27 protein-coding genes and 1 pseudogene are annotated in these 25,653 nt (G+C 41.2%); 19 read left to right on the top strand and 9 right to left on the bottom strand.

What is annotated here, in order from left to right; genetic code table 11:
* The first annotated feature begins 36 nt into the window (after positions 1 to 36).
* The 3 genes from AB3489_RS11835 to AB3489_RS11825 all read left to right on the top strand — a co-directional run bounded on the left by AB3489_RS11835 (position 37) and on the right by AB3489_RS11825 (position 1,852).
* Positions 37 to 279 (top strand): thioredoxin family protein, encoded by a 243-nt coding sequence (locus tag AB3489_RS11835; protein WP_368293052.1) that lies wholly within the window; start codon positions 37 to 39, stop codon positions 277 to 279.
* 139 nt (positions 280 to 418) lie between these two features.
* A complete protein-coding gene (locus AB3489_RS11830; protein ID WP_368294631.1) occupies positions 419 to 703 on the top strand; it encodes an ArsR/SmtB family transcription factor in 285 nt (94 codons plus the stop codon).
* 462 nt (positions 704 to 1,165) lie between these two features.
* Positions 1,166 to 1,852, top strand: a complete 687-nt coding sequence (locus tag AB3489_RS11825; RefSeq protein ID WP_368293051.1) for a DNA alkylation repair protein — start codon at positions 1,166 to 1,168, stop codon at positions 1,850 to 1,852.
* A gap of 42 nt (positions 1,853 to 1,894) precedes the next feature.
* On the opposite strand, the gene AB3489_RS11820 is transcribed toward AB3489_RS11825, so the two are convergent.
* The 3 genes and pseudogenes from AB3489_RS11820 to AB3489_RS11810 all read right to left on the bottom strand — a co-directional run.
* Positions 1,895 to 2,416, bottom strand: a complete 522-nt coding sequence (locus AB3489_RS11820) for a metal-dependent hydrolase (RefSeq protein WP_368293050.1) — start codon at positions 2,414 to 2,416, stop codon at positions 1,895 to 1,897.
* Between the two features lie 305 nt (positions 2,417 to 2,721).
* Complete coding sequence (locus AB3489_RS11815) at positions 2,722 to 2,997, bottom strand: hypothetical protein (RefSeq protein ID WP_368293049.1); 276 nt, start codon at positions 2,995 to 2,997, stop codon at positions 2,722 to 2,724.
* 131 nt (positions 2,998 to 3,128) lie between these two features.
* Positions 3,129 to 4,023, bottom strand: a pseudogene (locus AB3489_RS11810) (aldehyde dehydrogenase family protein); the annotation flags it as partial.
* Between the two features lie 121 nt (positions 4,024 to 4,144).
* Here AB3489_RS11810 and AB3489_RS11805 point away from each other — a divergent pair.
* On the top strand, positions 4,145 to 4,879 hold the full coding sequence (locus AB3489_RS11805) for a type II toxin-antitoxin system prevent-host-death family antitoxin (RefSeq protein WP_368293048.1): 735 nt from the start codon (positions 4,145 to 4,147) through the stop codon (positions 4,877 to 4,879).
* A 37-nt stretch (positions 4,880 to 4,916) separates the two neighbouring features.
* Positions 4,917 to 5,111 (top strand): YwbE family protein, encoded by a 195-nt coding sequence (locus tag AB3489_RS11800; RefSeq protein WP_025205259.1) that lies wholly within the window; start codon positions 4,917 to 4,919, stop codon positions 5,109 to 5,111.
* A 2-nt stretch (positions 5,112 to 5,113) separates the two neighbouring features.
* Here the strand turns inward: AB3489_RS11800 and AB3489_RS11795 are convergent, their stop codons facing one another.
* Positions 5,114 to 6,037, bottom strand: a complete 924-nt coding sequence (locus tag AB3489_RS11795; protein WP_368293047.1) for an RluA family pseudouridine synthase — start codon at positions 6,035 to 6,037, stop codon at positions 5,114 to 5,116.
* Positions 6,038 to 6,267: 230 nt separating this feature from the next.
* Here AB3489_RS11795 and AB3489_RS11790 point away from each other — a divergent pair, with 230 nt between their 5' ends.
* The 4 genes from AB3489_RS11790 to AB3489_RS11775 all read left to right on the top strand — a co-directional run bounded on the left by AB3489_RS11790 (position 6,268) and on the right by AB3489_RS11775 (position 9,819).
* A complete protein-coding gene (locus AB3489_RS11790; RefSeq protein WP_368293046.1) occupies positions 6,268 to 6,411 on the top strand; it encodes a hypothetical protein in 144 nt (47 codons plus the stop codon).
* Complete coding sequence (locus tag AB3489_RS11785) at positions 6,354 to 7,175, top strand: helix-turn-helix transcriptional regulator (RefSeq protein WP_368293045.1); 822 nt, start codon at positions 6,354 to 6,356, stop codon at positions 7,173 to 7,175. Before AB3489_RS11790 ends, AB3489_RS11785 begins: the two co-directional genes overlap by 58 nt.
* 100 nt (positions 7,176 to 7,275) lie before the next feature.
* Complete coding sequence (locus AB3489_RS11780; protein WP_368293044.1) at positions 7,276 to 7,737, top strand: GyrI-like domain-containing protein; 462 nt, start codon at positions 7,276 to 7,278, stop codon at positions 7,735 to 7,737.
* Positions 7,738 to 7,977: 240 nt separating this feature from the next.
* On the top strand, positions 7,978 to 9,819 hold the full coding sequence (locus AB3489_RS11775) for a cell wall-binding repeat-containing protein (protein ID WP_368293043.1): 1,842 nt from the start codon (positions 7,978 to 7,980) through the stop codon (positions 9,817 to 9,819).
* Between the two features lie 2 nt (positions 9,820 to 9,821).
* Here AB3489_RS11775 and AB3489_RS11770 read toward each other — a convergent pair whose 3' ends face one another.
* Positions 9,822 to 10,940 (bottom strand): aldo/keto reductase, encoded by a 1,119-nt coding sequence (locus AB3489_RS11770; protein WP_368293042.1) that lies wholly within the window; start codon positions 10,938 to 10,940, stop codon positions 9,822 to 9,824.
* Positions 10,941 to 11,210: 270 nt separating this feature from the next.
* Here AB3489_RS11770 and AB3489_RS11765 point away from each other — a divergent pair, with 270 nt between their 5' ends.
* The 3 genes from AB3489_RS11765 to AB3489_RS11755 all read left to right on the top strand — a co-directional run bounded on the left by AB3489_RS11765 (position 11,211) and on the right by AB3489_RS11755 (position 12,773).
* Positions 11,211 to 11,510: a hypothetical protein gene (locus AB3489_RS11765; protein ID WP_368293041.1), complete on the top strand. Its 300-nt coding sequence runs from the start codon at positions 11,211 to 11,213 to the stop codon at positions 11,508 to 11,510.
* A gap of 172 nt (positions 11,511 to 11,682) precedes the next feature.
* Positions 11,683 to 12,165: an RNA polymerase sigma factor gene (locus AB3489_RS11760; RefSeq protein ID WP_368293040.1), complete on the top strand. Its 483-nt coding sequence runs from the start codon at positions 11,683 to 11,685 to the stop codon at positions 12,163 to 12,165.
* Positions 12,162 to 12,773 (top strand): zf-HC2 domain-containing protein, encoded by a 612-nt coding sequence (locus AB3489_RS11755; protein ID WP_025205266.1) that lies wholly within the window; start codon positions 12,162 to 12,164, stop codon positions 12,771 to 12,773. Before AB3489_RS11760 ends, AB3489_RS11755 begins: the two co-directional genes overlap by 4 nt.
* Positions 12,774 to 12,791: 18 nt before the next feature.
* Here the strand turns inward: AB3489_RS11755 and AB3489_RS11750 are convergent, their stop codons facing one another.
* From AB3489_RS11750 to AB3489_RS11735, 4 genes are all read right to left on the bottom strand, one after another.
* Positions 12,792 to 13,502: a Crp/Fnr family transcriptional regulator gene (locus AB3489_RS11750; protein ID WP_025205267.1), complete on the bottom strand. Its 711-nt coding sequence runs from the start codon at positions 13,500 to 13,502 to the stop codon at positions 12,792 to 12,794.
* A gap of 130 nt (positions 13,503 to 13,632) precedes the next feature.
* Entirely contained in the window at positions 13,633 to 15,207 is a 1,575-nt protein-coding gene (locus AB3489_RS11745; protein WP_368293039.1) for a molecular chaperone GroEL, read from the bottom strand.
* Between the two features lie 116 nt (positions 15,208 to 15,323).
* Complete coding sequence (groEL, locus tag AB3489_RS11740; RefSeq protein WP_368293038.1) at positions 15,324 to 16,976, bottom strand: chaperonin GroEL; 1,653 nt, start codon at positions 16,974 to 16,976, stop codon at positions 15,324 to 15,326.
* A 45-nt stretch (positions 16,977 to 17,021) separates the two neighbouring features.
* Complete coding sequence (locus AB3489_RS11735; protein ID WP_368293037.1) at positions 17,022 to 17,438, bottom strand: YlqD family protein; 417 nt, start codon at positions 17,436 to 17,438, stop codon at positions 17,022 to 17,024.
* 418 nt (positions 17,439 to 17,856) lie between these two features.
* On the opposite strand from AB3489_RS11735, the gene AB3489_RS11730 reads away from it, so the two are divergent.
* The 7 genes from AB3489_RS11730 to AB3489_RS11700 all read left to right on the top strand — a co-directional run bounded on the left by AB3489_RS11730 (position 17,857) and on the right by AB3489_RS11700 (position 25,634).
* Positions 17,857 to 18,168 (top strand): dehalogenase, encoded by a 312-nt coding sequence (locus AB3489_RS11730; RefSeq protein ID WP_368293036.1) that lies wholly within the window; start codon positions 17,857 to 17,859, stop codon positions 18,166 to 18,168.
* On the top strand, positions 18,161 to 19,549 hold the full coding sequence (locus AB3489_RS11725; RefSeq protein ID WP_368293035.1) for a reductive dehalogenase: 1,389 nt from the start codon (positions 18,161 to 18,163) through the stop codon (positions 19,547 to 19,549). Before AB3489_RS11730 ends, AB3489_RS11725 begins: the two co-directional genes overlap by 8 nt.
* 40 nt (positions 19,550 to 19,589) lie before the next feature.
* Complete coding sequence (locus tag AB3489_RS11720; protein ID WP_368293034.1) at positions 19,590 to 20,273, top strand: Crp/Fnr family transcriptional regulator; 684 nt, start codon at positions 19,590 to 19,592, stop codon at positions 20,271 to 20,273.
* A 309-nt stretch (positions 20,274 to 20,582) separates the two neighbouring features.
* Complete coding sequence (locus AB3489_RS11715) at positions 20,583 to 21,539, top strand: hypothetical protein (RefSeq protein WP_368293033.1); 957 nt, start codon at positions 20,583 to 20,585, stop codon at positions 21,537 to 21,539.
* A gap of 52 nt (positions 21,540 to 21,591) precedes the next feature.
* Entirely contained in the window at positions 21,592 to 23,172 is a 1,581-nt protein-coding gene (locus AB3489_RS11710; protein WP_368293032.1) for a spore germination protein, read from the top strand.
* Positions 23,169 to 24,329 (top strand): Ger(x)C family spore germination protein, encoded by a 1,161-nt coding sequence (locus tag AB3489_RS11705; protein WP_368293031.1) that lies wholly within the window; start codon positions 23,169 to 23,171, stop codon positions 24,327 to 24,329. Before AB3489_RS11710 ends, AB3489_RS11705 begins: the two co-directional genes overlap by 4 nt.
* Before the next feature lie 237 nt (positions 24,330 to 24,566).
* On the top strand, positions 24,567 to 25,634 hold the full coding sequence (locus AB3489_RS11700; protein ID WP_368293030.1) for an endospore germination permease: 1,068 nt from the start codon (positions 24,567 to 24,569) through the stop codon (positions 25,632 to 25,634).
* Positions 25,635 to 25,653: the final 19 nt, after the last annotated feature.

Here is a 25,653-nt window from a genome sequence, read left to right as displayed (position 1 = left end):
GTGATATATCAAAACAAAGAAAGGATTGATTACAAGATGAATATTAAAGTCTTGGTATCCTGCTGTTCCGATTATGGTCTAAAAGAGAAAACCGATGAAGTGATTAAAGAAATGGGTATAGACGCGACAGTCGAGAAGGTCAAAGATATGAAAACAATAATGGCATACGGTGTTATGAAGACTCCGGCCGTTGTTGTAAATGAGAAAGTAAAATCCATGGGAAGAGTCCCAAGTAAAGATGAAATTAAAAAATATATACAGGATGAGATGGGTGTATGAACTAGATTGGGGAGGTTGGGGAGAGTATCTCTCGCCCCCCTTTCCATTATTGACGGAGATAGATATTGTTCATATAATTAGCTATATCAAGTATATTTGATATTGTTATCGATTTTATTTGATATAAAAGGAGGCATTAATCATAGATTCTTCATTTTCTAACTATGCAACTTGCTTTAAATCATTGTCGGATGAGTTAAGGCTAAATATTCTTTTCCATCTTTATCAGAATGGCGAGAAATGCGTATGCGAATTAACTGATTACTTTAAAATATCGCAATCTGCACTTTCATACCATTTAAAAATACTCTCCGACAATGCGCTTCTTATAAAACGCCAAGAAGCAGTCTGGAATTTATACTCTTTGAATAAAGAGCATTTTATGTTTCCTATGCTAAAATCACTTTTTAAAAAATACAAGTGAAAAATGATCAAACTGCTGATGATTACAATTACTTATCTTTTTTAGTCAGTTCGCCTTCTATTATGGGACAACCAATAGGATGTCTACATAAGATAGTATTGGGAGACGAAAACAGAATGTAGGAGATGATTAATATGTATCTTTCCGGTCTAGCGTTTCTCCCTTTTCTGGCCAAATATATTATACGAAAACCTGTAGTCGCGCCGATTAATAATACGGTGGGGATAGTATCGCCCATATTAGCAGGAACGCGTCATTGGCCGCCAAGCCATAGGCCGCCTGCTTATCATCATCCGCCATGTCATCCACCTGTAAGACGGAGGCGTGGTTGCTGCTGCTAGATTTTTTAAAGAAGCCCGAGGGAGAATTTCCTCGGGTGTTTTAATACATCATGGCGCGGGAAACTATATGAATTTTATATAAATCCCAGAATAACATTCTGTTGATGAAAGGGATAACGATATGAGCAGCAAAGAAGAGATACTGCGCCGGCTATTCGAGCTGCAGGATCTGAAATACAAAGAGTTTGCGTGCAAACTTATGCCGACGGTGAACCCGGAAAACGTGATCGGCGTCCGCACACCGGATCTGCGGAAGCTCGCCAGGGAGTTTTCCAAAACGCCGGAGGCTTCGGAGTTCCTCAAAATCCTGCCGCATGCGTATTATGAAGAAAATAACCTGCACGGTTTCCTGATTGAAACGATCAGGGATTATGATACTGCTGTTGCCGCCGTTGACGAGTTTCTGCCGTACATAGACAACTGGGCAACCTGTGACCTCATTTCACCGAAGATATTCAAAAAGCGCCTGCCCGAACTCTACGAAAAAATCAAAGTATGGCTGGTATCCGGCCGGACCTATACGGTGCGATTCGGGATCGGAATGCTGATGCGCTTCTATCTCGATGACGATTTCCAGCCGGAGATGCTTGAGCTTGTGGCGGTTATCCGGTCAGACGAATACTATATCAACATGATGATCGCCTGGTATTTCGCAACGGCATTGGCCAAGCAGTACGAAGCGGTCTTGCCGTACATACAGGAACAGCGTTTGGAGAAGTGGACGCACAACAAAGCTATCCAGAAAGCGATTGAGAGTTACCGGATCGGCGACGAAGCAAAGGCGTACCTGCGGACGCTGAAAACGTAAGTCTCTATGTATCCATGTGCCGGGCGGCCGAGTCACTGCTCTTTATAGTACGCCATTTTGGAGGAAAGCCTTAGCCCTATGGTGTACAATCAATTTTCGGATGAAATACAGGATGATGATAAACCCCGTAATCTCCGGCACATAAGATGCCGGATCGGTCATTAGGCTGGTCAAATCTGCTTGAAGCCATGACCCTTCTGTTGACGCATAAAATTTCATGCCGTAAAGCGGCCAATAAAATGTCTCCGGAATCATCCACATGGCGTCAAATACGTCATGGAAAAGACAGCTTCCGGTCAACACCAACCAACCACTTTTTTGATATCTATGCCAACGATAGTATCCAATCCCCAATAAGAGGAAGATAAACAATAACGTGTGTGCAAATACTCTACCGGTATGGAAGGTTTCGGCAAACAAAAAACGGCCGATAGGTTTATCAATCAAGTCGGGCAAAATGGACCCGACGAAGACGACTCTGTAATCAATTTTGATGTTTCCTAAGGATTTTTCGGCTGCTTTTGCAGCTAATCCTGTCAATCCTAAATGTCCGAAGAGAATCATATCTTGCTCCCTGATTGCAAATCACAGTTTATCGCTGGTATGGTCAGCGGTAAGGCTTCTTATTGTCGGTTACATCCTAATCGCCCGATATATTGTACCACGAAATAAAGGATCATTGCCAAAATCCATGCCGATGAAATCATTTGACAAAAAAAAATAAGTGCTCAAAGGGATCAGTATTGAGGTGAATAGTAAAGGAAAGGGCAAGAATAATCATGTTGTCAGCAGGGTTTCTATCCGCTACTGAAGAGCTTTTTCCTTGTTGCTATGGTGTTCTTCTATCCTCTGCTTTAGCTCTTCAACCGTTATGCCTTTTTTTCAGCTATTTCCTTAAGTTTCGCTTCATCCATTTTTCCGTGGCCTTTGCAGCATTTACCTTCCGCCATCCGCTTTTTCAGTTCTTCGACCGTAATACCTTTTTTCTGGGCGATCTCCTTGAGCTTTGCCTCTAATCGAACTTTAGCTTCTTCCTTAGAAATTCCCTTTTCTTGCGATATTCTGTCGATCATTTTGTCATAGCAGGACGGGGATTGTACGTTCGGGCTATTCTGCTCCGTAGCAGCAATTACCACGAAAGACAATGACAAAGTAAAAATTAAAGCAACGGTTAGGGATAATGCAATTAACTTTGTTTTGTTAATGATAAGCCCTCCTTTATTTTAACTTGCCCTTTCCAGTCTTTATTTTAAGCAGCTTAGAAGGAATCATACTTCTACTTCAAAAAACGTTTGATTAGTTTGAACTTTCCATCTGTATAAGGGTGATATCTCATGGACAGATCAAGCCAAGTGGACTTTTTGACAATGCTGCGATAATGGGTGAAAGTATCAAAGCTGAGTTTGCCATGATATTGACCCATGCCGGAATATCCCACACCGCCGAAGCCCATGTGCGGTGTGGCTAGATGGATGATCGTATCGTTGATACAGCCGCCGCCAAAGGAACAGGTCTCCAGGATTTTATCCTCCATCGCTTTGCTTGAAGTGAACAAATAGAGCGCCAGAGGCTTGGGATGACTCGACAAGGCGCTTAAAATGCTTTTCATTTACAATCACCGGCATGTCGGACATATCTGACGAAGGAAAAAAATCCTTCAGGGCATTGGCGTATTCGGTTAGAAAGCGATCCCTGACGGATTCATGGATCATCAGATAATCTGGTTCGACACAGGTTTGCCCGGCATTAAGCACTTTGCCGAAGGCGATACGCTTTGCTGCCAGACGCAAATTAGCTGTCTCGGTCACAATAACAGGGCTTTTTCCTCCCAGCTCCAACGTCACAGGTGTGAGGTTTTTGGATGCGGCCTCCATGACGGTTTTTCCTACGGCCACGCTTCCGGTGAAAAAGATGGAATCGAATTTTTCATCCAGCAGCGCTTGATTTTCATTTCTGCCGCCCTCCACGACTGTGATATACTCGGGGTCAAAAATATCCGAAATTATTTTAGCTAAAACGCGGCTGGTACTCGGAGTATAAGCGAAAGGCTTGAGGGCTGCACAGTTCCCGCCGGATATTGCACCGATTAACGGTTCAAGGCAAAGATGTATCGGGTAATTCCACGGTGCGATAATCAGCACTACGCCATAAGGCTCTGGTGATAGGAAAGCGAGATCATTCTCGCTTTATAAAAATGTGAGAAAAGAACATTAGCTAATAATAAATTGACGTAGTAGCTAATATTTTTTATAATAATACCTAAGTTAGTAAATCCAGGATGAAGGTGATCTTATGCGTATCAATACCACAGATATGCAAAATGCTTTTGGAAAATATCTTTCTCTGGTAGAGAAGGAAGATATTATTATTACCAAGAACGGCAAGAGTGTTGCCAAACTTATCCGTTATAACGAACCGGACTATTTCCTTGTCCACGAAGAAGCAAATACATATCGATCGACAAAAACGGTGAGCTATGAAGAATATATGGAGCTGGTTGATTCCTCTGATCAAAGGTACGAACTGATCGATGGTGAGATTTATCTGTTAGCTTCACCTTCCTTTACCCACCAGGTAGTTGTTAACGAAATATCCGGTCATTTTTATAACTATTTTAGGGGAAAAACTTGTCGATCCTTAACCGCTCCGCTGGATATACGTCTTTTCGGTTATGCGACCAAGTTTGAAGAAGATCCGAATGTTGTCCAGCCGGATGTCATCGTGATCTGTGATGAAGACAAGGTTAATGAAAAGAACAAGTATGAAGGCATACCGACTCTGGTGGTCGAAGTCTTGTCGCCTTCGACCAAAGGCAAAGATCTGGTTATCAAATTAAATCTCTATATGAAAAGTGGTGTTTTAGAATACTGGGTTGTAAGTCTGGAAAACAAAAGCATTCTTCAATACGCTTTTTCTAAAGAAAGAGATATAGACAATCTAAGGAGTTTCCAGCAGGGAGATACGATTCAATCGACTGTCTTCCCGGATTTGGAAATACTTTTATCTGATATTTTCTCTGAGATTTAGCTGCCAGAAAATTAGCAATAAGTAGGTGTTCATATTGATGGATGGAAATAATCGTGCAAATATTAAGCCCGGCACACACGTTTTTATCGTACAAAAACAAGATCAGCGAACAGAAAAATTGACCGAAGGAATCGTTAAAGATATTCTAACGAATTCATCGAATCATCCTCATGGAATTAAAGTCCGGCTAAGTAATGGCATTGTAGGTCGAGTAAAGCAAATCATTCCTTAGGATTACTTATTTTGTTTTTTATGAAAAAGACTCAAGAACTCTTTAGGAATCGGACTTTCAAAATGCATAATTTCATTGGTTACCGGATGCTTGAAAGCCAGGATGTGAGCATGAAGTCCTAACCGGTTGATGCTGCTCTTTATTCCTCCATATTTTATATCCCCGATAACACTGTGCCCGATATCTTGCATATGAATACGTATTTGATTTTTGCGGCCGGTCTCCAGTTTTACCTCCAATAAAGAATAGGAATTGTTTTTTTCCAATACCTTGTAATGGGTCACGGCTTTTTGCCCCCCATTGGGAGTCTTGCTAGAGTACATTCGAAGCGCTTTATTTTCTGTTAACCAAGAGGTGATGGTCCCTTGATCGTCGGTTAGGGGACCATGAACAACCACGGCATAACTTCTTTCCAGAACAACTTCCTTCCAGGCGTTTTGGAGTTTTTCCTTTATCTCTTCACTTTTGGCAAACATCATGACCCCGGAGGTTTCTCTATCCAGTCGATGTACAACAAAAACCCGACTCTGATTATCTCTTTTTTTGATATGTGTACTTAAAACATTATAAGCTGTTAATTCCTTTTCTCTGTCGGTCGCGATTGAAAGCATTCCGGCAGGTTTTTCTATGATGATAAGATATTCATCTTCAAAGAAAATCTTTAGCCCCAGGGGCTTGAGCTCTCTTCTTTCTTGATAGACTTTGCTCCGATTAATGTTAACCTTTTGACCAGCAACCAACGGATAGTTAAACAAAGTTGTTACTTCGCCGTCTACAGAAATCTGGCGATGGGCGAGAAGTGACTTAATAGAGTTTCTCCCTTGTTGTGGCAACTGAGCGATAAGGAACTTTAACAATTCATTTTCTTTATCAACGATAAGGGAAGCTTGTTTCTCTGGACGATGTTTGGTATTTGCTTTTTTCATCTGTTAACCCCTTCATGATCATATTATTTTGAGTAAGCGAGAATCTTTCCATAAGATAATTGCCATTATGATAAAAAAACTCTGACATTTTAGTATTAGCTATTATTGAATAAATAGCAATAGGCGAGATTTTCTATCAGCCATTTGGCCTCCTACTATATTTAATTATTGCATTTAATCTGTTGATGGTATAAAATAACAATAGAACATATGTTCTAAGAGGTGAAACGATGAAGATCAACCGGCTTTTGGAAATGATTATTCTTTTATTGAATAAAGGGACCATCACTGCCGGTGAGCTCTCCGACCGGTTTCAGTGCGGACGATTTACCGGGATATTGATATTCTATCCACGTCCGGGGTTCCGGTGGTGATGACCAGAGGCAACGGCGGGGGAATATCACTGCTGGAGGAGTATTCTCTGAGCAAGGTCATGATCAGTGAGCAGGAGAGGGACGGTTTGCTGCTTGCTTTGCAGACCCTGCAAGCTACCAGATATCCGCAAAGTGAGGATATCCTGACAAAACTTGGAGCGGTGTTTAAGGAGCCCTCCCGCAAAGATCGGATCGAGATCGATTTCTCTTATTGGAGCAGCACGCCCAATGAAAAGAATAAATTCAACGATATTAAAGAAGCGATTTGGCAGCGCAGGGTAATTTCCTTTGATTACGTAAATTCCAATGGCCTAAAAAGCAGCCGTTCGGCTGAACCGGAGAGGCTGCTGTACAAAGGCCATACCAGGTATTTAATTGCTTACTGCCGCAAGCGGGAAGGGCACCGCATTTTTCGTCTGACCAGAGTTAAAAATGTTATGGTCTTGGAAGAAACATTTACCCCGAGGCTTTGTCCGGAATGGGAAGAAGAGGCAAGCGGCCTACCGGATTCTGTCCATCTTAAACTAAAGTTTCAGCCCAGGATCTTAAACCGGATTTACGATGATTTTGCCGAAGAACTCATTACAAAAAATGAGGACGGCACTTTGGTCGTCGAGGTGGACTTTCCGGAAGATGAGTGGGTCTATGGCTATATCCTTTCTTTCGGCAGCTATGTTGAAGTATTGGAGCCCGTACATATCCGGCGAATCGTTACCGAACGGTTAAAACTGGCTTTAGAAAAATACGAAGCTCCTCAAATATGACATCCTATTGTCAATGCATTCCAGTAAGATAGAGGTAGTGAAAACTTAGAGATAGTGAAAACTTAATGGAACAAAAATATTTGAAAGGGAGAAAAGTGTCATGTTTAAAATTGAACTTTCGGAGCGTAAAGCTCAGCCTGCCATGGTGGTCACAGCGAAAACGACCGTGGCCGAACTGCCGAAAGTGATCGGCGAAAGCTATGGGAAAATCATGGGGTATCTGAATGAACTCGGTGTCCAGCCGGTCGATGCTCCGTATACTGCCTACTACAACCTGGATATGGAAAACCTGGATGTAGAAATGGGGCTTCCCGTTGCTAAGCTTTTCCCGGATAAGGAGGAGATTCATGCTCGGGAGATTCCAGCCGGCAAATCTGCCAGCTGCATTTACAAGGGACCCTATAGCGGGATGGAGCAGCCTTATAACGAAATGTTCCGCTGGATCGAAGAAAATGGCTGCAAACCGGCTGGCGTGTATTACGAATACTACTGTAATGCGCCCAGCGATGTTCCGGAGAGTGAGCTTCTGACCAGAATTGTAATGCCCATTATTGAAAAATAAAATCCTGGATTCATAAAACCTCCTTACAATTTCTGTTTGGAGGTTTTACATCTATTTCTAGAAGAGGAAAACATATCAACTGGTGGTGAAAGGAATAAATATAGTACAATTCTCTTATGGAAACATCATGATTTGACAAGAAATAAAACAAAAGAGGAAAGCAGATTGTACATAAAATTATTAAGACACCTTCGATCCAGTGGATTACTTATATTTTGTTTTCTTTTTTTCACCGGATGGATGACAAGCTCAGCAAATGCAGATACGACTCAAATCGATCGAATCTATGGTTCAGACCGTTATGCGACAGCGGCAGCCATTTCCCAGAAAGGATGGGAATCGTCGGAGTATGCTGTCTTGGCCCGCGGCGATGACTTTGCAGACGCTCTCTGCGCCGGGCCACTGGCGGCGAAGTATCATGCTCCAATCCTGCTGACGGAGTCTGAATCCCTGAATGTTGATGCACGGAGTGAGATTCAACGGCTTGGTGTCAAACGCATTTTTATTACAGGCGGGACTTCGGGCATCTCTGCGGAGATTGAGACAACGTTGCGTGAAGCCGGTGTGACCGAGATTGTTCGTCTCGCCGGTAATGACCGCTATGAAACATCGGTAATGATTGCCGAAGCGTTAAACAGTAACAAGATGATTCTGGCAACAGGGCAGAATTATCCGGACGCACTCTCCATTGCGGCTGTGGCAGCACAAGCGGAAATACCGATCTTACTCGCCGGTAAAGACAAGCTGCCGCAAAGCGTCAATGAATATGTGCAAAAACAGACCATTGAGCAAGCCTATATTGTTGGAGGTACAGGCGTAATCAGCGAGGGGGTAGCCCAACAAGTGCCGGGAGCTTTCCGGTTAGCTGGTTCTGACCGTTATGCCACCAATGCAGCGGTTTTAGCGTATTTTTCCGGCCAATTGGATTTTTCCCGCTTGTTTGTTGCTGTGGGTGAGGGGCCCAAAGGAACAGAGTTCGCCGATGCTTTAACTGGTGCTGTACTGGCTGCTAAATCATCATCCCCGCTTATTCTCGTGCGTGACACCCTGCCGGAGGTTACGCAAAAATATCTCAAAGGGAAGATCACACCTTTTACGGTGGTGACGGGACTTGGCGGAGAGAATGCAGTTAAATTTTCGGTCCTGCAGCGGATCATTAATTTAGCCAATACCAACGATGGCGAACTTTCAGTATCTCCGGCGAGTACAATCGCGGGAGCCACCAAGAATATTTACCTGGTCTATCTTCCTGGGGAAACCTTGAACAACGGAACCATGGAGTTCTTCCTTCCGGATAAGTACTTGGCGATAGCTGGGCAGGATAAAATCACGATAAACGGAACCATGAATGCATTAACCCCTGAACAGATTTTCGATGCTGGACAAAGGGTCAAGATATCGGGGCTGAACGTTACGACCGGTCAAAAAATAATCCTGACGCTTAATGACAAAAGCGTTCAGGACGTTGGCAACTACACTTTTAAGGTGGTTGCGGATGCAGATGGCTCAGGAATCCTCAGACCAAGCTCAGGAAGTCTCACGGAGTCAAGGACGCTTCCGGTCCGTTTCCCGAGTCTTAAAGTGGGGATACAGCTGCTCTCTTACAACCGGCCGGCTACGCCTTTATCCCCCAAAGGATTTGTGATTCATTCCACAGCGGACCCTGGGGCCACCGCGCAGAAAATAGTTCAATACTTTAATTACCCTAACCGTTATTCCTCCACCCATTATGTTGCAGATTGGACTGAAACCGTGCAAATGATTCCGGAAGACGAAGTGGCCTGGCATGCTGCCCAAACAGCCAACCAAAGGTACCTTTCCGTAGAAATGTGTGAACCGGAAGGAAATCAGCCCGAGCAGTTTAAAAAAGTTTGGGATCAGACCGTCCTTTTGGTTGCAGATGCTTGTATCCGGTATGGTTGGGACCCCCAAAAAGATATCTTCAGCCATATGGATATCTCTTATGCCTATCGGGAAACAGATCATATTGACCCCATCCCGTTCCTGAAAAAATATAACAAGACCTGGCAGGATTTATTGAATGCAATTCAAGCGAAGATGGTTGAACTGCAAACGAATTGATCCTATGCCAAGAGAGTTTCAGCATCCTTTAACGTATCAATAATATGGATCTGCTGAGGACAGACGTCTTCACAGTTGCCGCAGGCAATACACGCGGAAGGCTTTGTGCTGCCCAGCATCAAGGCAATTTGATAAGTTCTTTTGGCACCTTGTAAATCACCGAAGATCATATTCCGGTTCAAGGCATCTAAAAAAACCGGTATGTGAATTTGCTGTGGGCATCCTTTCAGACAATACGCACACGAGGTACAAGGAATAGAGGGAATGACATGGAGCGCCTGCTGTGCCCGTACGATGACGGCCTTTTCTTCTGGACTTAAAGGGCGGAAACCCTCCATATAGGAAAGATTGTCTTTCATCTGCTGGGTGGTAGACATCCCGCTGAGCACAGTGATGACCTTGTCCAAAGAAGCGGCAAAGCGAATGGCCCAAGAGGCTAAAGAAGCTTTCGGATCGGCTTCTTCAAATATTTCCCGGACACTGTCGGCCGGGTTGGCCAGTGCGCCGCCCTTCACAGGCTCCATGACGATGATCGGTTTGTTATGCTTAAGTGCCACCTCATAACATTGGCGCGACTGGACGGATTCGCTTTCCCAATCAGCATAGTTGATCTGGAGTTGAACAAATTCTGTCTCAGGGTGCTCAGTCAGGATACGGTCGAGTAAATCAGCCTTGTCATGGTAGGAAAAACCGATATGACGGGCAAGTCCCTTCTCTTTCAGCTCCAGCATATAATCCCAGATACCGAAGTCATCAAAGACTTTCTTGCGGCTTTCACTCACATTATGCATCAGATAGTAATCAAAATATCCGGCTCCTGTGCGCCGAAGCGAGGTATGGAGCATTTCTTTCGCTTCTTTGGCAGTGGCAGCCACCCAGGCCGGAAGCTTAGTCGCAAGTTGAAAGCTCTCGCGGGGATAGCGGTCAACAAGGGCTATCTTGATGGCCTCTTCCGATTTCCCATTGATATAGCCGTACGCCGTATCAAAGTATGTGAACCCCTTGGCCATGAACAGATCAACCATTTCTTTGGTCTGCGCAAGGTCAATTTCTTTTTCGATCATCGGAAGCCGCATCAGTCCAAAACCGAGCTTCCGTATATTTTTGCCTAAATAGTCCATGATTTATCTCCTGTCACAGTTGACGTGCAATAAAAATTTTCAATAAATAGAGAATAAAGTAGATTTGCCATTCCGTCAAGCATACGGCAGGGGAGGTATGTATAGCTCTAAGTCAGGCTCTCTGCTGTCCGGGAGTATTGGATGATTGATTCCAAAATTGTTCCATGTTGAATCTTATTTTGCTTCTGCTAGAAATATCTTATAATGGTATTGACCTGATTAAGGAAATACTGACGGAATAAAAATAAGTAATTGGGTAAGGAGGCCTATATGAAAAAGAAATATATCATCTTCATGATTATGGCAATCTTAATTTCCTTTACATTGACAGGATGTATACCGGGAGATGGCACGTATACCTCTGAAAGACCGGCAGGCTTTTTATGGGGCGTTTGGCATGGGTGGATTGCGCCCATTTCACTGATTGTCGGGTTATTTAAGGACAATATCAGCATCTATGAGACTGTAAATACAGGCTGGTGGTATGATTTTGGCTTCTATATTGCTGTGATCAGCGGCTTCGGTGGGGCGTCCCTATCCCGAAAGAAAAAGAAAGAGAAAAAGGAGTAATGGCCTTGACTTTCCCCCGTAGTGGAGGGTTTATACTGCTTGCAGGGAGGTGGGGTATTAAGGACATCCTAATAGGCTATATTTTTTAGGCACCGAAATCTCGGTGCTTTTTCTTCATGATGATGTAACGGACTGTTCATTTTTTGGATATATGTTCGGAGGAGGTGAATGGATGCAGGAGTTCGAGCAACTATATAAGGAGTATGCACGCCAGGTTTATAAATACTTATTGAGTCTTTGCCACGAAGAACAAATCGCAGAAGAGCTGATGCAGGAGACTTTTTACCGTGCCCTTAAATCGCTGAAAAGTTATGATGGGACCTGTAAAATCTATGTCTGGCTTTGTCAGATTGCCAAACATATTTGGTATAAGACGCTGGCCGGGAATAAAAGAACACAAACGACAGAGCTCTCCCCGGAAATTCCTTCGGCAGATCATTCTGTGGAAGATCATATCGTACTGCGTGACGGGAAAATGAGCTTATTTAAAGAATTGCATCTGTTGGCTGAACCAATGCGGGAAGTGATGTACCTGAGACTCACAGGAGAATTCAGTTTTCGCGAGATTGGGGAGATTCTGAGCAGAGATGAGACCTGGGCCAGGGTAACTTTCTATAGGGGGAAACAAAAAATGATGAAGGGGAGAGTTCAATGAAGTGTGATATAATCAAGGACCTATTACCATCTCATATTGAAGGTCTTACCAGTGAAGCCAGTAATAAAGAAATACAAGAACATCTGGCTGGTTGTGAAGACTGCCGGACTTTCTATCAGGAGATGACGGATGAAATCAAGGAAGAGGTGCCGGTAACGGAGGTCAGGGAACTTGACTATCTGAAGAAGGTACGGAAGGGTTATATCCGAAAGGCAGCCATTACAGTAGGGGCCGTAGCCGTCATCCTCCTTATTTTTGTAAGTCTTTTTGCTGTTGGATTTCCCGTATCCTCTGAAGATATGGAGTTGACGCATGAGATCAAAGACAATTATTTGAAAATCAACTTTCAGCTGAAAAACGGACACGACTTAATCCGGCATTCGACCGAACCTGAGTTTATCTTTGGTGATAATCGTCAGGTCATCGGGATTGAACAGCATTACAAATTTGCCTGGGTATTCCATAATCCATTCGATGATGTAGGCTCCAGTTTTTCTTTAGGAACCGTAGTGCCGGACCCGGACACAATAGACAACTCTACGAATACGATCGTGATCGAATTTGCGGATAAAACCGTTAAGTTTGTGAACGGTAAATTGGTGGAATAGCAGTTAGATTGATCCTTTTTAACATTCCTTCCACTTACTCATAATAAATAAATTAGGGCATAAATGCTCTTTGCGAATAATGTAAGTCTTACCTTTTCTATCAATGAATCCTTCATCAACAAGTTCGCTAATTAATTGACAGGCTACCGGCCGGGAAATTCCAATCAAATCTGCAATTTCTTGCTGAGTTAATTTTATATTGATTCTGATTCCGCCTTCAATTTCTACACCATGATCTTGGCCTAAAGATAAAAAAGTGCTTTTTAATTTTTCTTTGGCAGGCATAATCTTATTACCCAATATATTTTGATTTAAATTAGCTAAATAATTGCTCATTTCAGATAATGTAGTTTGCATTAAAGTGGGTTCATCCATCAAAAGTCTTTCAAAATTGGCCCGATCTATACAACATATTCTAGATTCTATTACAGCAACACAAGAAGTATAATTATAAACGTTTTGCTGAAAGAAAGTATCGTATCCGACGACTTCGCCTGGAGATACATAATCAAGAATGGTTTCTGTTCCACACTCATTTACTCTAAAAAGTTTCAAGACGCCATACAACAATATACGAATGGTATCAGCCGCCTCATCCTGTTTAAAAATATATTCGTTAACTTTGTATAATCTCTGGCTGGCAAAAGAGCACATCTTGCCACGTATTCTTTGGTCCAGAGAGGAAAAAGTCGGTATACTTTTTAGGCAAAAATGAACGTTACTATTCATCACATACACCCACCCATTTTAATTTTTAAATATACTTACCCAAACAAAGTGTTTTTACAAATCTTTATCCTCTATTTATTAATCAAATATATATTTAAATAATTTTTGGATTTGTATGGTCATTTTTATTTCAGACCTCATACGTGATTAAACCCTCAGAATTAATGACCAAAGCTGCAACAGAATAAGCATTTTGCAATGCCTGAATAGTCACTTCTGCTGCGTCAAAAATCCCTTGCTCCACAAGGTCCACATAACAGTCTGTTAACGCATCATACCCATATCCTTGAGGTAAAGTCATGATTTCTGAGATAACCTCCAAGGAGTTACGTCCATTATTTTCGGCGAGAATTTTTACCGGTAGTTTTAAGACTTCGGATACAATCTTGTTTCCTGCCATTTCACCCTTATTAGCACTTTGAACAGTTTCCAAAATTTTTGCTGCTTCCAGTAAAGCAACTCCGCCTCCGGGTAAAACACCATGCTCGATCCCTGCTCTTGTAGAGTTCAAAGCATCTTCTACTAAATATTGTTTTCTGATCGCTTCTGCTTCTGTAGCCCCCCCTACTTTAACAGTACAGATCTTTCCATTCAGCCATCCTAATCTCTCCAGAAGCTTACCTTTGGTCCAATCGTCCTCAGCATCCGCAATTCGCGCTTTAACTTGTTGGGCTCTTTCCTCTATCTCGGTCTTAGAACCATACCCGCCAATTATGGAAGTGCTTTCTTTTTGGACAATTACTTTTTTAGCTCCGCCCAGATGTTGGCTGAGTACTTCCTCCAAGGTAATCCCGTTTTCCTCAGAGATTACCATTCCCCCTGTAAGTGTGGCAATATCCTCCAGATAAGCTTTCCGCCTCTCCCCGTAACCAGGGGATGTAACGGCAGCGATCTCCATGGTTCTATTTATTTTGTTTGACACTAACAACTTCAATAGTTCTATTGAGATGTCCTCGGAAATAATAAGCAAGGGCCTTTGACTGGAAACAACACTTTCCAGAACGCTCATGATTTGATAGATATACGTAATCCTCTCATCAACAATCAGAATCAATGGATTCTCCAACTCTACGCAGGCCTTTTCCTGCTTATTGATCATGAGAGGAGAAAGATATCCTTTGGCAAATTTAATGCCATCCACAATATCTAAGATTGTTTCTTGTTTTTTACCCAGTTCAAACTGGATAATTCCATTCATTCCTACTATTTGATAGGCCTGGGCAATGATTCTTCCAATTTCCTCCTCACCGGATGAAACGGTCGCTAGTTGTTGGATTTGTTCTATTGTTTTTACTTCAGTGGCATTTTCTCTAAGCTTGGTTATTACTAAGTCAATTGCCTTACTCATACCCTGTAATATATCCAAAGAATTCTCACCGGCTGCAACGTTCTTTATTCCCTCCTGTACAAACCCCTGTGCCAGAATAATCGAAGTAGTCGTTCCGTCTCCAGCCATTTTATTCGTCTGTCCAGCGGCTTGCTGGAGAATTCTGCAACCAAGATTCTCAAAGGAATCTCGGAGATCAATACGCTCTACGATGGTTACTCCATCGTTTGTAGTCGTAGGAAAACGGGGCCTTCTTTCTTCAAAAACGACATTATGTCCGTTTGGTCCTAGTGTTGCCTTCACACAATCGGTAACCAGGTTGATCCCACGAACCAAAGCATTCCTGGCCTTTTCACCTTTTAGAATCATAGACTCCATGCAATTAACCCCTTTTTGCTTTTAATTGTGAATAATTATTTAAAAATTGCTTTTTCTGCACTCAGATTAGCTCTGCCGGTTTCTGAAGGTATACTTTAATATTTCCTAACACTTACTCAATAAGTAGTCAGATCTTTAAGCTCAGGTTGAGACTTGGTAAATAACCCTTCACCCACCAAAGCCTCACAGGTTAATAGCATGGAAGCGGAACTGATACTGTTCCTTAATGAGCTAATTATGGTCAAACTGGGATCTACGATACCTCCTCTCAGCATATCCGTCATCTGATTGGTAACAATGTCAAAGCCAACCCAAGATTGTACGGAGTTGAGTGATTTAATAATTTGCACATAGTCTTTGCCGGCATTTTTCAGCATTTGGATCATGGGTTCTTCCATAGCTTTGATCACGATCTCATAACCCTTTGCTAATCCATCATTTAATTCGTTCTTGCCCGCCAGCTTTATACTTTCAAGTTCATCTTTTAAGTTCTGGGCCACCCACCAGGCAGCTTTCCCACCCCCCGGCAAGATACCGGATCTCACAGCTGTCTGGGCTGCGTGAACCCCATCTTCCACCCGGTATTTCAATTCCTGCATTTCAATGTCGGTTATGCCCCCTACTTGAATAACAGCTATACCATCTGACAAATTGGCAATTCGATTTTTGAAAACAGCTTGCTCTTTTTTACTAGAACTCATCTCTAACAAGGTTCTGAGCTGCCTGATGCGCTTTTCTATATCCTCTGTTTTACCTTTACCATTGCTTATAACGGTCTTCCCGCCTGTCACGACGATCCGGTCCGCCTTCCCGCAAGTTGATACCCTACAACTATCTAAAGAACTTCCTAACAACGTAGAGACAACACTGCCACCCGTATACACCGCAATATCTTCAAGAAAATCTAGTCTCTGCTGTCCGGAACCTATCGCTTCAATGGCCACCCCGTTTACCCTGCCGCTCTTCTTGGCCCAGACTAAAGCACCTAAAGCATCTCTTCGAATATCATTGGCTATTAGCAGCAAGCTTCTTTTGTTAGCGATACACCAATTGAGAATCTTATCCATTTCATTGACTGTTGTTATGGGGCAGTCAGTCATAAACACAAACGCTTCCTCAAGTTCAATCATCATACGGTCACCTTTGGTAATGAAATTGGGAGTGGTATATCCTTTCTCAATTTCCAGACCGGAACTTACTTCGACGAAGCTCTTCTTTTGTTGGCTGGAACCCACTGTAATAATTCCGTTTATTCCTACCGTTTCCATGGCTTCGGCAATAAGCCTTCCTATTTTCATGTCTTTCGAGGAGACCGTTGAAACACTCAGTATTTTTTCAATCGAGTCAGCTGGAATACTCATTTTTTCTAACTTGTCGCAGGCTGATTGCAAAGCCAACTCCATGCCTTTTTTCAGTTGTTGTGAATTATAGCCGGCCTCCAAGAGTTTCATCCCTCGCCTTACCATGGATGCGAACAAGACAATGGAAGTCGTTGTTCCATCGCCAACTAAATCGTTTGTCTTTTGTGCTACTTCTTGACAAAGTTTTACGCCAACGGATGGAGCCGGATCTAAAAGGACAATATGCCGGGCTACGGTTACACCATCTTTTGTTACCAATGGATAACCATATCTTCTTTCGATGATTACATTTTTCCCCAAGGGACCCATCGTCGTTTGCACCAAATCTGCTACGGCATATACACCTTTGGCTATTTCACTTCTTGCTGTTCCTGAAAAACCCAAGGATGAACCGATTGTTAATCGCATAAAACATTCTCCTGTCTTGTTAAGAGACTATCACCGAATACAAATCTAACAATTCCGAATTTCAACAACGATCCCGTCTTTAATTATAATTTCCGCTACGGTAGCCTCTTGCAAGGTCTGCCCAATTTGAAGTTCGTAGGGACCTTCTACGGAAGCAAGGACTATTTCTTCACCGATCTTAAATTGACTGACCGCTTCCAGTTTCTGCAGGAGTTCATCCCGCTGTAAATGGTAGCTTGACGAATTGTTTTCAAACTGTTGACGGAACCTATCCAACTGGTTCTGATCAGACCCTCTTAAAGAGGCCTCTGTTAACGCTTTGGTTTTATTGTCTTCAAATTTTTTCAGCTCATCCATAACGTTATTGATCTCTTTATTGATTTGTTTGGTCGTATTGCTCTTAGAACCTTCTGTAATTAATTCTTTTATTAGAATTTGTCTGAAAACTGTAATGCTTGACATCTATTTCTTCCTTCCACATCCTAAATCGCAGTATTAAGCTAGCTTTCCAGCTCTTTTCCCATATTATATCATTTTTAAGTTTTTTTAATGCTTTTGATATTTTCCATCAAGGCAACAAGCATCTCTGTGCTGCCAAACCGCATGTGCATACCTCCTTGTTAAATCATTTTTAACATTTTATAAGTATTGAGAACAGTATAGTATCTAATTTTTTTTATGAGCTTAGTAGCGACTAAAGAATATTTGACTCGCTCAATATAAGCCAGAATGTATTATGCAAAATTATTTTCCGAATTCTCTAGGTGCTTTTGACAAAATTGAGATTTTTGTTAGAAATATGACAGAAATATTTTTAGTAATAGCTATACTTATTTTTAAGGACTATTATGAAAAAAATATGAGGTAGGGAGGTGAAATTATGGGGACTTTTCTTGTTTTTTTAGCTGGGGCTCTTTTCGTGGCAGGGATTATTTACATTATGTTACCCAAAGCGAAATCTGGTAAAAAATGGTTAACGGTGGTTAACTGGGTTCTTTATGTTATTTTCTTTTTGGACTTTTGGACAGGAGTATCTTTTATCTATCTTAATGCCGGTTATAGCCATGCCAAGGCAGTAAGTGTATCTATCTTCGTGTTTATGGGTAGCGCAGTCATACTTGGTTTGATTTTGGCTCGCTTCTTAGGTTTCTTAGGTAAATCAAAAGTAAAGGGGGCAAGTCTTAGTGAATAAGGACGTTAAGAACGCAGAAGAAAATCGCACTAATAAAAAAGAGATGAGTCGAAGAAGTTTTCTGTTAGGTAGTACCGCTTTAGCTGCAACTGCCGGTGTTTTGGCTGCAACTGCAATTCCTGGCGTAGCTAAAGCAGCAGAGCTCGGCTACAAGGTGAATTATGAAAAAGGAAAACCCGGGCAATGGTCTATGCTGAAACCGGAAGCGGACTATGGTGGGATTAGTGTAAACTACGTTAATCATAACAAAGAATGGTTAGGTTCTACGCAAATTGTTGGGGAGATATCTAAGTTTCGGCAGTATGACGGCGGTTTTAATAGGGCATTACGTAATGAGCTGGGACCGAAAGCAAAATACGGTATACTGAGCTTTGATTTCCGTCGCTATCCGCTGGCTACCGGAACTGCAACTGTTCAAAATAATTTAGTTACACTTTGTGAAGGCAAACCGGCACAAGATAAATTGCCTATTCCTGACCCGGAAAAAATGTCTATGAACATTAAAGACGTTGCCTATTTTTTAAATGCCGACGAAGTTGGTATAGGATTGACACCGGAGTTCGCCCCTTGGGAAACCATGGTTACAGATAAGCCTGGTATGATAGCAGGAAAGCCTTACGAAGAAGTTTGTAAGCCTAATGTTGTAAGTGCTGCCACTCATCCATATACCATTTGTGTATCGGTTGATAAACATCTTGAAACATTTTTGGGATCTACCGGCTATGACGGTATCGCCAATTCTCAATCCAACAGAGCAACAATGATGCTATCAGGAATTGTCACTTCCATAGCCGCATATATCAGAGCTCTCGGTTACGAAGCTGTTGCTTCTCACCAGGGAAAAGAATATGTTATTATCCCTCCGGTTGCTATTGCCAGCGGTCTTGGTGAACAACCCAGGGTACCTCAGGGGGTAGCTCATCCCAGACTAGGTTTCAGACACATGATTGCATGTGTTTCGACAAATCTTCCGCTAGCTCCTGATAAACCGATTGAATTTGGCGCAAAGGACTTCTGCCGTGTATGTAAAAAATGTGCCCAAACCTGTCCTGCTCAGGCCATCAGCTATGATGATGATGAAATAGTTCATAATGGCTATAAGCGATGGGATTTTAATCTGGACGCTTGTATACATTTCAGAGCTGAAAATGAAGAAGGTGTCTGCTGTGCCCAATGTATGAAGGTCTGCCCCTGGAACTCCAAGGAAGACTCCTGGTTCCATAAAGCGGGTATTACAATCGGCGCCAGCGGTCGTACATCTGCAAATCTACTGGTTAAAATTGACGATATGTTTGGGTATGGCACAGAGGTCATTCCAAGGTTTAAGTGGTGGCTTGATTGGCCGGAATTGTACAAAATTAAAATCCCGGCTAATAACTAATGAATTTATATTCTATGCAGTAGAAAAATAAGGCATGATTATGGATTATTTAGAGAGAAACTACTTGCCGGAAAATTTCTATGGTATACCTGCATTAATTGATTATTGTGATTTGGGCGAAATGTGTACCTTTAAAAAGGGAGATCCCATAATCCTTCCAGGACAGTATTTGAAAAAACTATTATTAATTATTGATGGTAAAGTTAAAGTTTCCAGGCTTTCTTCAAGTGGCAGGGAACATTTTCAATACTTTGCCGAAAAGAATGCTATCATTAATGAGCTTTTTCCTTCGGAAGACAGTCCGTTACAAATTATTGCAACTCGCAATACCCAAACATGTATGTTTACAAGTGAACAGCTTCTGCAGATCATCTCCAATGACAATACGATTGCGCTAGAAATCCTTAAGGGTTTAAGCCAAAAATCAAACTACTTTGAAGAAAAGTTAGTAGAAAGAACCTATGATACAGCTACAACAAGAATATGTCATCTGATTAGAAATCTTGTTTTACAGGTAGGTGTATATGAGGATGGAAGGTGTCTTATTGACATCCCCTTGCCGCAGAACTATATTTCACAAATTACCGGGTTGCATTTTATAACGGTATGCAATGTCATTAAAAAACTTAAAAACGAAAAGATCTTAGGGAAGGACGGGAAAAAGCTTATCGTCTATGATGTGGAAAAGCTAAATAAATACCTTATGCTTTATGAAGAAGAATAAAATTAACCTATTTAATTTTATTGCTTAAAAATATTTTTGCTTTCAACTGAAGGCTGTGATTAAACACGGCCACGAAGGGGACGTAACGAAACTTTATTTCGCGACGTCCCCTTAACCTATCTAGCCCAATTTTTTCAGCTCATCTTTTATCAGTTCGTACTGCCATCTTCCTCATATTATGAGCAACACAGTGCAAATTCTTTCCCTAATATTAGAACCTGATGATCCAAAAAGTATATCATGATTAAGTTTTATTTTGGAGTTATGGGATAGAATTTAAATAGTTATAATATTTACAGGAGGAATACAATGCATAAATTTATTCTTGGTCAATACAAAAATTTAAATCTGGCTGAACCGAAAGGGTTTGATCAAAAAGATTTAGAAAAAGCAGTACTTGAATCAATCCTAAATACCGTGAATATTTGGTGCAAGCAGAACACAACCGTCGAAGAGGAAGATGTCATCATAATTAAAGTCGAGGCTAAGGAAAGAGGAATTTTAGTCCCAGAATTTTGCCAAAACAAACTGCAGTATAAAGTAGGTGATAAGAGTTACTTGAAAGAGTTTATGAACGCTATCGGCAAAAAATTGGGGGAAAGCTTTAGCATGGAAATCGATTTTGATGAGACCTGTGTCATTGAAAGGATCAGGAATAAAAAAGTTAATTTATACGCAACGATTACAGATGTTATTTATAAAAAAATCCCGGAAATCACAGATGACTTAGTACAAAAAATGGAAACGGACTGCCGTACCTTGGACGAAATGAAAGAAAAGTATGCGGCTATATTGAAATCCAGAGGTTTAGCCAATATTTATCAACAAAAAAGGGACTTAGTTCTGAAAACGATTATCGAAAATTCCAGTTACGAATTTGATGAAGATGAGTTTGATCAAGCTTTAAATAAGATAATTGAACAAACTAAAAGGTCAATTATGAATTCAAGTTCTCCTGACATTGACCGAATAATGCAAATTAATGAAAACGACGCATATTTTAGAATGGAATGCGAAAGAGTAACCAGACGAATGATTATGGAAAACCTGGTGATCAATGAGATTTGCAACATGGAACAGATTGAAGTTGCCACTGAAGAATTTGCTCTAGAAAAAGCGAAATACACAGAGGATGAGGCGGCGTCAGAGGAATTCACAAAATACTTTCCTACCGACCAGTCCTTTGAATTATATCTTTTAAAAGAAAAAGTTTTGCATTGGTTATGTCTGAACAATTTTAATGTCCAAAATCAAGTAACCTATTAGCTGAAGATACCTGCTGCCTTGATAGGCTCCTAAAAAAGTGCTAGCTGAAAAAATGAATAAACTATATGTCTTATTGGTACAATACAGTATTGAAGCCATGCATCACAGTACGGATGGAAGTGTATTTTGGATGTGGATTCGGAAAATTTACGCTTCAAAGATTAAAGATAACAACCGGCCAATTTTAACGACTGATTTAAATACAAATATTGATCTCATCAAAAACATTTTTAAAGATGATCAAACACTGATCACCCGTTATATTGAAAATCAAGCGGATACTACGATTAAATGCTGCATTTTTTATATTGATGGCATGGTTAATAACAAATTATTAAATGAAGATATTATACAGCCGCTTTTGGAACATGAGTTCGATCCCAAAGCATCCGACCTTATAAATGTTATTGCCAAGCAGGTCACCTTATCCGGCAGCGTTGATAAAACATCTGATTTTTATCAAATCATTCAGGCTATTGTGTATGGGGATTCGGTGCTGCTGGTTAACGGATACAGTGATGCTCTTATATTAAATACAAAAGGCTGGGCAACCAGAGCCATTGCAGAACCTGAGGCAGAAAGGGTTTTAAGAGGTCCGCGTGAAGGCTTTAATGAATCCATCATGGCCAATTTAACGATGCTTCGGAGGAAACTCAGAACACAGGATTTAAAAATCAAATTCAAGGTATTCGGAGCCAGAACGCAAACAAAAGGGTGTATTTGTTATATTGAGGGTGTGGCTAATAAAGATATTCTGGCCGAGCTTGAAAGAAGGCTCGATAAACTTTCAATTGACGGTACGTTGGATGTCAATTATATCAGTGAACTTATCGACGAAGAACCCTATTCCCCCATCAAGACAATCGGAAGTACAGAAAGACCTGATACTGTTGCAGCGAAGCTTTTAGAAGGCAGGATAGCGCTGTTTTTGGACGGCACACCGGTTGTGTTAACTCTGCCCCATCTTTTCATTGAGCACTTTCAGAGCAGTGACGACTATTATCTCAATTATTTTTTTGCGTCGATAGGCAGGTTGTTAAGAATCTTCGGGTTTTTGTTGACAATAAGTGCACCGGCTGTTTATGTGGCCATAACATGCTTTCACCATGAAATACTGCCAACACCATTGATGATGAGTATTATAATGGCCCGTCAGAGTGTTCCTATGCCTACGGTAGTTGAAATGTTTTTGATGCTTATTATGTTTGAAATATTGCGGGAAACAGGAAACAGAATGCCCAGCAATATCGGTCAATCTCTGAGTATTGTCGGCGCTCTTGTTGTCGGACAGGCTGCCGTAGATGCTAAGCTAGTCAGCGCACCTGTGATTGTCATCGTGGCAACAGCAGGTATTACCGGTCTATTGATACCCAGAATTAAGGGCGGAATTATTATCATACGCTTTATATTGCTGTGTCTTTCTTCGATACTCGGCTTATACGGATATATTTTCGGCATGATGGGTCTAATGATATATTTGTTCAACATCCGGTCTTTTGGAATCCCTATTATGAACGGCTTACAGAGTAAACAAGATATGTATATAAGGTCACCATGGTGGAATATGATGAAAAGGCCCCAATTTATGGCTGTTGATAAAACCAGAAGCAATTCAGACGGTGATCCGGAATGAAAAGGCAAAGAAAAGTTTTAATCTTCTTGTCAATCTTTATTCCAATACTGATGTCGGGATGCGCTAATTACAGAGAACTGGAAACCCTTGCAGTTGTTACCGGAACGGCCTTTGATAAAGGTAGCGACGGTACCGGATATCATCTGACTTTCGAGATATTGGGTCAATTAGGAGGTGACGGTACGCAGGGACCAACTGTAAAATCCCAATTAATTGAATCGGATGGAAATACAATATTTGACGCGGTCAGAAATGCCCTAAAGAGATCCGATAAAAAACTGTATTACGGAGACTGTAAAACAGTGATCATCAGCAATGAGTTGGCACACGAAGGCATAGCCCCGGTTTTGGACTGGCTTAACAGAGATTCTGAACCCAGAATCACGATTAATCTTTTTATCTCCAAAGAGAAGACAGCAAAAGAGGTGATCGAACAAAAAAGTCTTAACGATCCCATAACTTCTTATGCTCTTAGTAACATAGATAAGAACAATCCCAAGTTTTTGTCGAAAACAGCATCTGTGCAATTATACCAGGCCAATAATATGTTGGGTGGTGAAGGAATCTCATTAATACTACCTGCGCTGGATATTGCAAATAATCATAACGATAAAATCACGGAACTTGGTGGCACGGCAGTTTTTAAAAAAGACAAGCTGCTTGGTTATCTTGGGAGCGATGAATCAAAATACCTGGTTTTTATAAAAAACCAGGTGACTAGCGGGCTGCTTATAATTAATATGGAATCTGCCTCTCCTGATATAAGCCTTGAGATTATAGACAGCAAAACAAAAGTCACACCGATTCTAACCGGTAAATTGCCTGAAATGAAAATTGAGATCAAAACGCAAGTTGCGTTGAGTGAAATGCAAACATCAGCCGACCTTAATACGGAAAGCGGTATTAAAAAAATAGAAGAAAAAGCATCAGCAACCATTGAAGCAAATATTAAACAATTGATTACAAAGGTTCAACGGGAATATGACAGTGATATCTTCGGTTTCGGAAGCGCCATATATAAGAACGATTCTGATTATTGGAAAAAAATAAAACCGCAATGGGATAGTTTGTTTCAATCACTCAATATCGAGGTTTCAGCAGAAATGGAAATAATCAACACCGGGCTGTTGAAATCGAAGGCTAAAGTTGGTGGATGAAATTGCGTTATATTTTGATTTGTAGCTTTTTATACCTTGCTATACTGATTTTTGACATAATACCCCTCATGAAAAAGAAAAGGGATAATAAAAAGTCCTTACTTATTTATATGCCAGTTTTTTTATTTACATTGGTTATAAATATCCTGTATGGATTGGGTGTCAAGATTCCCAGCCCGGCAGAGCCAGTTAAAGACATTATCATCTGGATTTTGGGAATAAAGTAGGGACAAAGTGATGCAAAAAAATTTAATTTCAACAAAACAAGCAATTTACATTCTGATTATGTTCATCTTAGGCAACTCGGTTATGTATACCGGCAGTAAAGCAAAACAGGATACCTGGCTGGCGGTTATTATCGGCCTGGTCCTGTTTGCCCCAATGATGATGGTGTATGCAAGAATTGTAAGCTTGTATCCGGGCAAAAACCTTTACGCCATTGTCATTGACGTCTTCGGAAAATTTTTTGGAAGGGCCATAATTTCTTTATACGTATTATACGCAATATCTCTGGGCTCATTGCTTATGCGGAATTTTTCAGAATTTATTCACGTCGTCGCCATGTCGGAAACACCAAAGATAGTCCCTTTGGTTTTCCTTTTTACACTGAGTGTCTGGATGATAAAAAGCGGTGTGGAGACATTGGGAAGGTGGACCAGAGTTGCCCTGCCGGTCGTATTCGTGTCATTGTTGGTGACCCTTTTTTTATCTGTAAAATCCATGGATTTCAGCAACCTTAAGCCTGTTGCGGGCACCGAATTTAATATTTTAATGGGAAGCGCCTTTACAATATTTTCATTTCCTTTCGCTGAAACAGTACTCTTTACCACTTTATTCGGTTCGGTAAAAGCAAACAGCAACCCCTACAAAATTTATATTTATGGCATTGTTATCAGCACACTTTTTTTTCTAGCTGCAGGTTTAAGGAATGCCGTTATAGGATTATCACTCGGCATGTTTTATTTTGCTTCTTATGCTGCAGTCAGCGTAATATCATTGGGGGAGTTTTTTACCAGAATAGAAGTTCTAATCGGTCTGGCGTTCTTACTTGATCTTTTTGTAAAATTATGTGTATGTATGTTTGCGGCTTCAATGGGAATATCAAAGATTGTAAATATTAAAAATTATAAAGAGCTGGCAATCCCCGTGGGATTGTTAATGATGACGCTGGCAATTATTCTTTTTGCCAATATACTTGAAATGTATGATTGGCTGGATATTTATAAATATTTCGCTTTGCCTTTTCAGGTCATTTTGCCTTTGATAATTCTGGCCGGAGCTGAAATTAAAACAAGATTGAAGTAAATAATGAGTGGTGAGATGG

This window comes from Dehalobacter sp. TBBPA1, assembly GCF_040931655.1.
Taxonomy (GTDB): domain Bacteria; phylum Bacillota; class Desulfitobacteriia; order Desulfitobacteriales; family Syntrophobotulaceae; genus Dehalobacter; species Dehalobacter restrictus.
The sequence above is the reverse complement of the archived record's forward strand: the minus strand, read 5'-3'. Positions and strand labels throughout refer to the sequence as shown.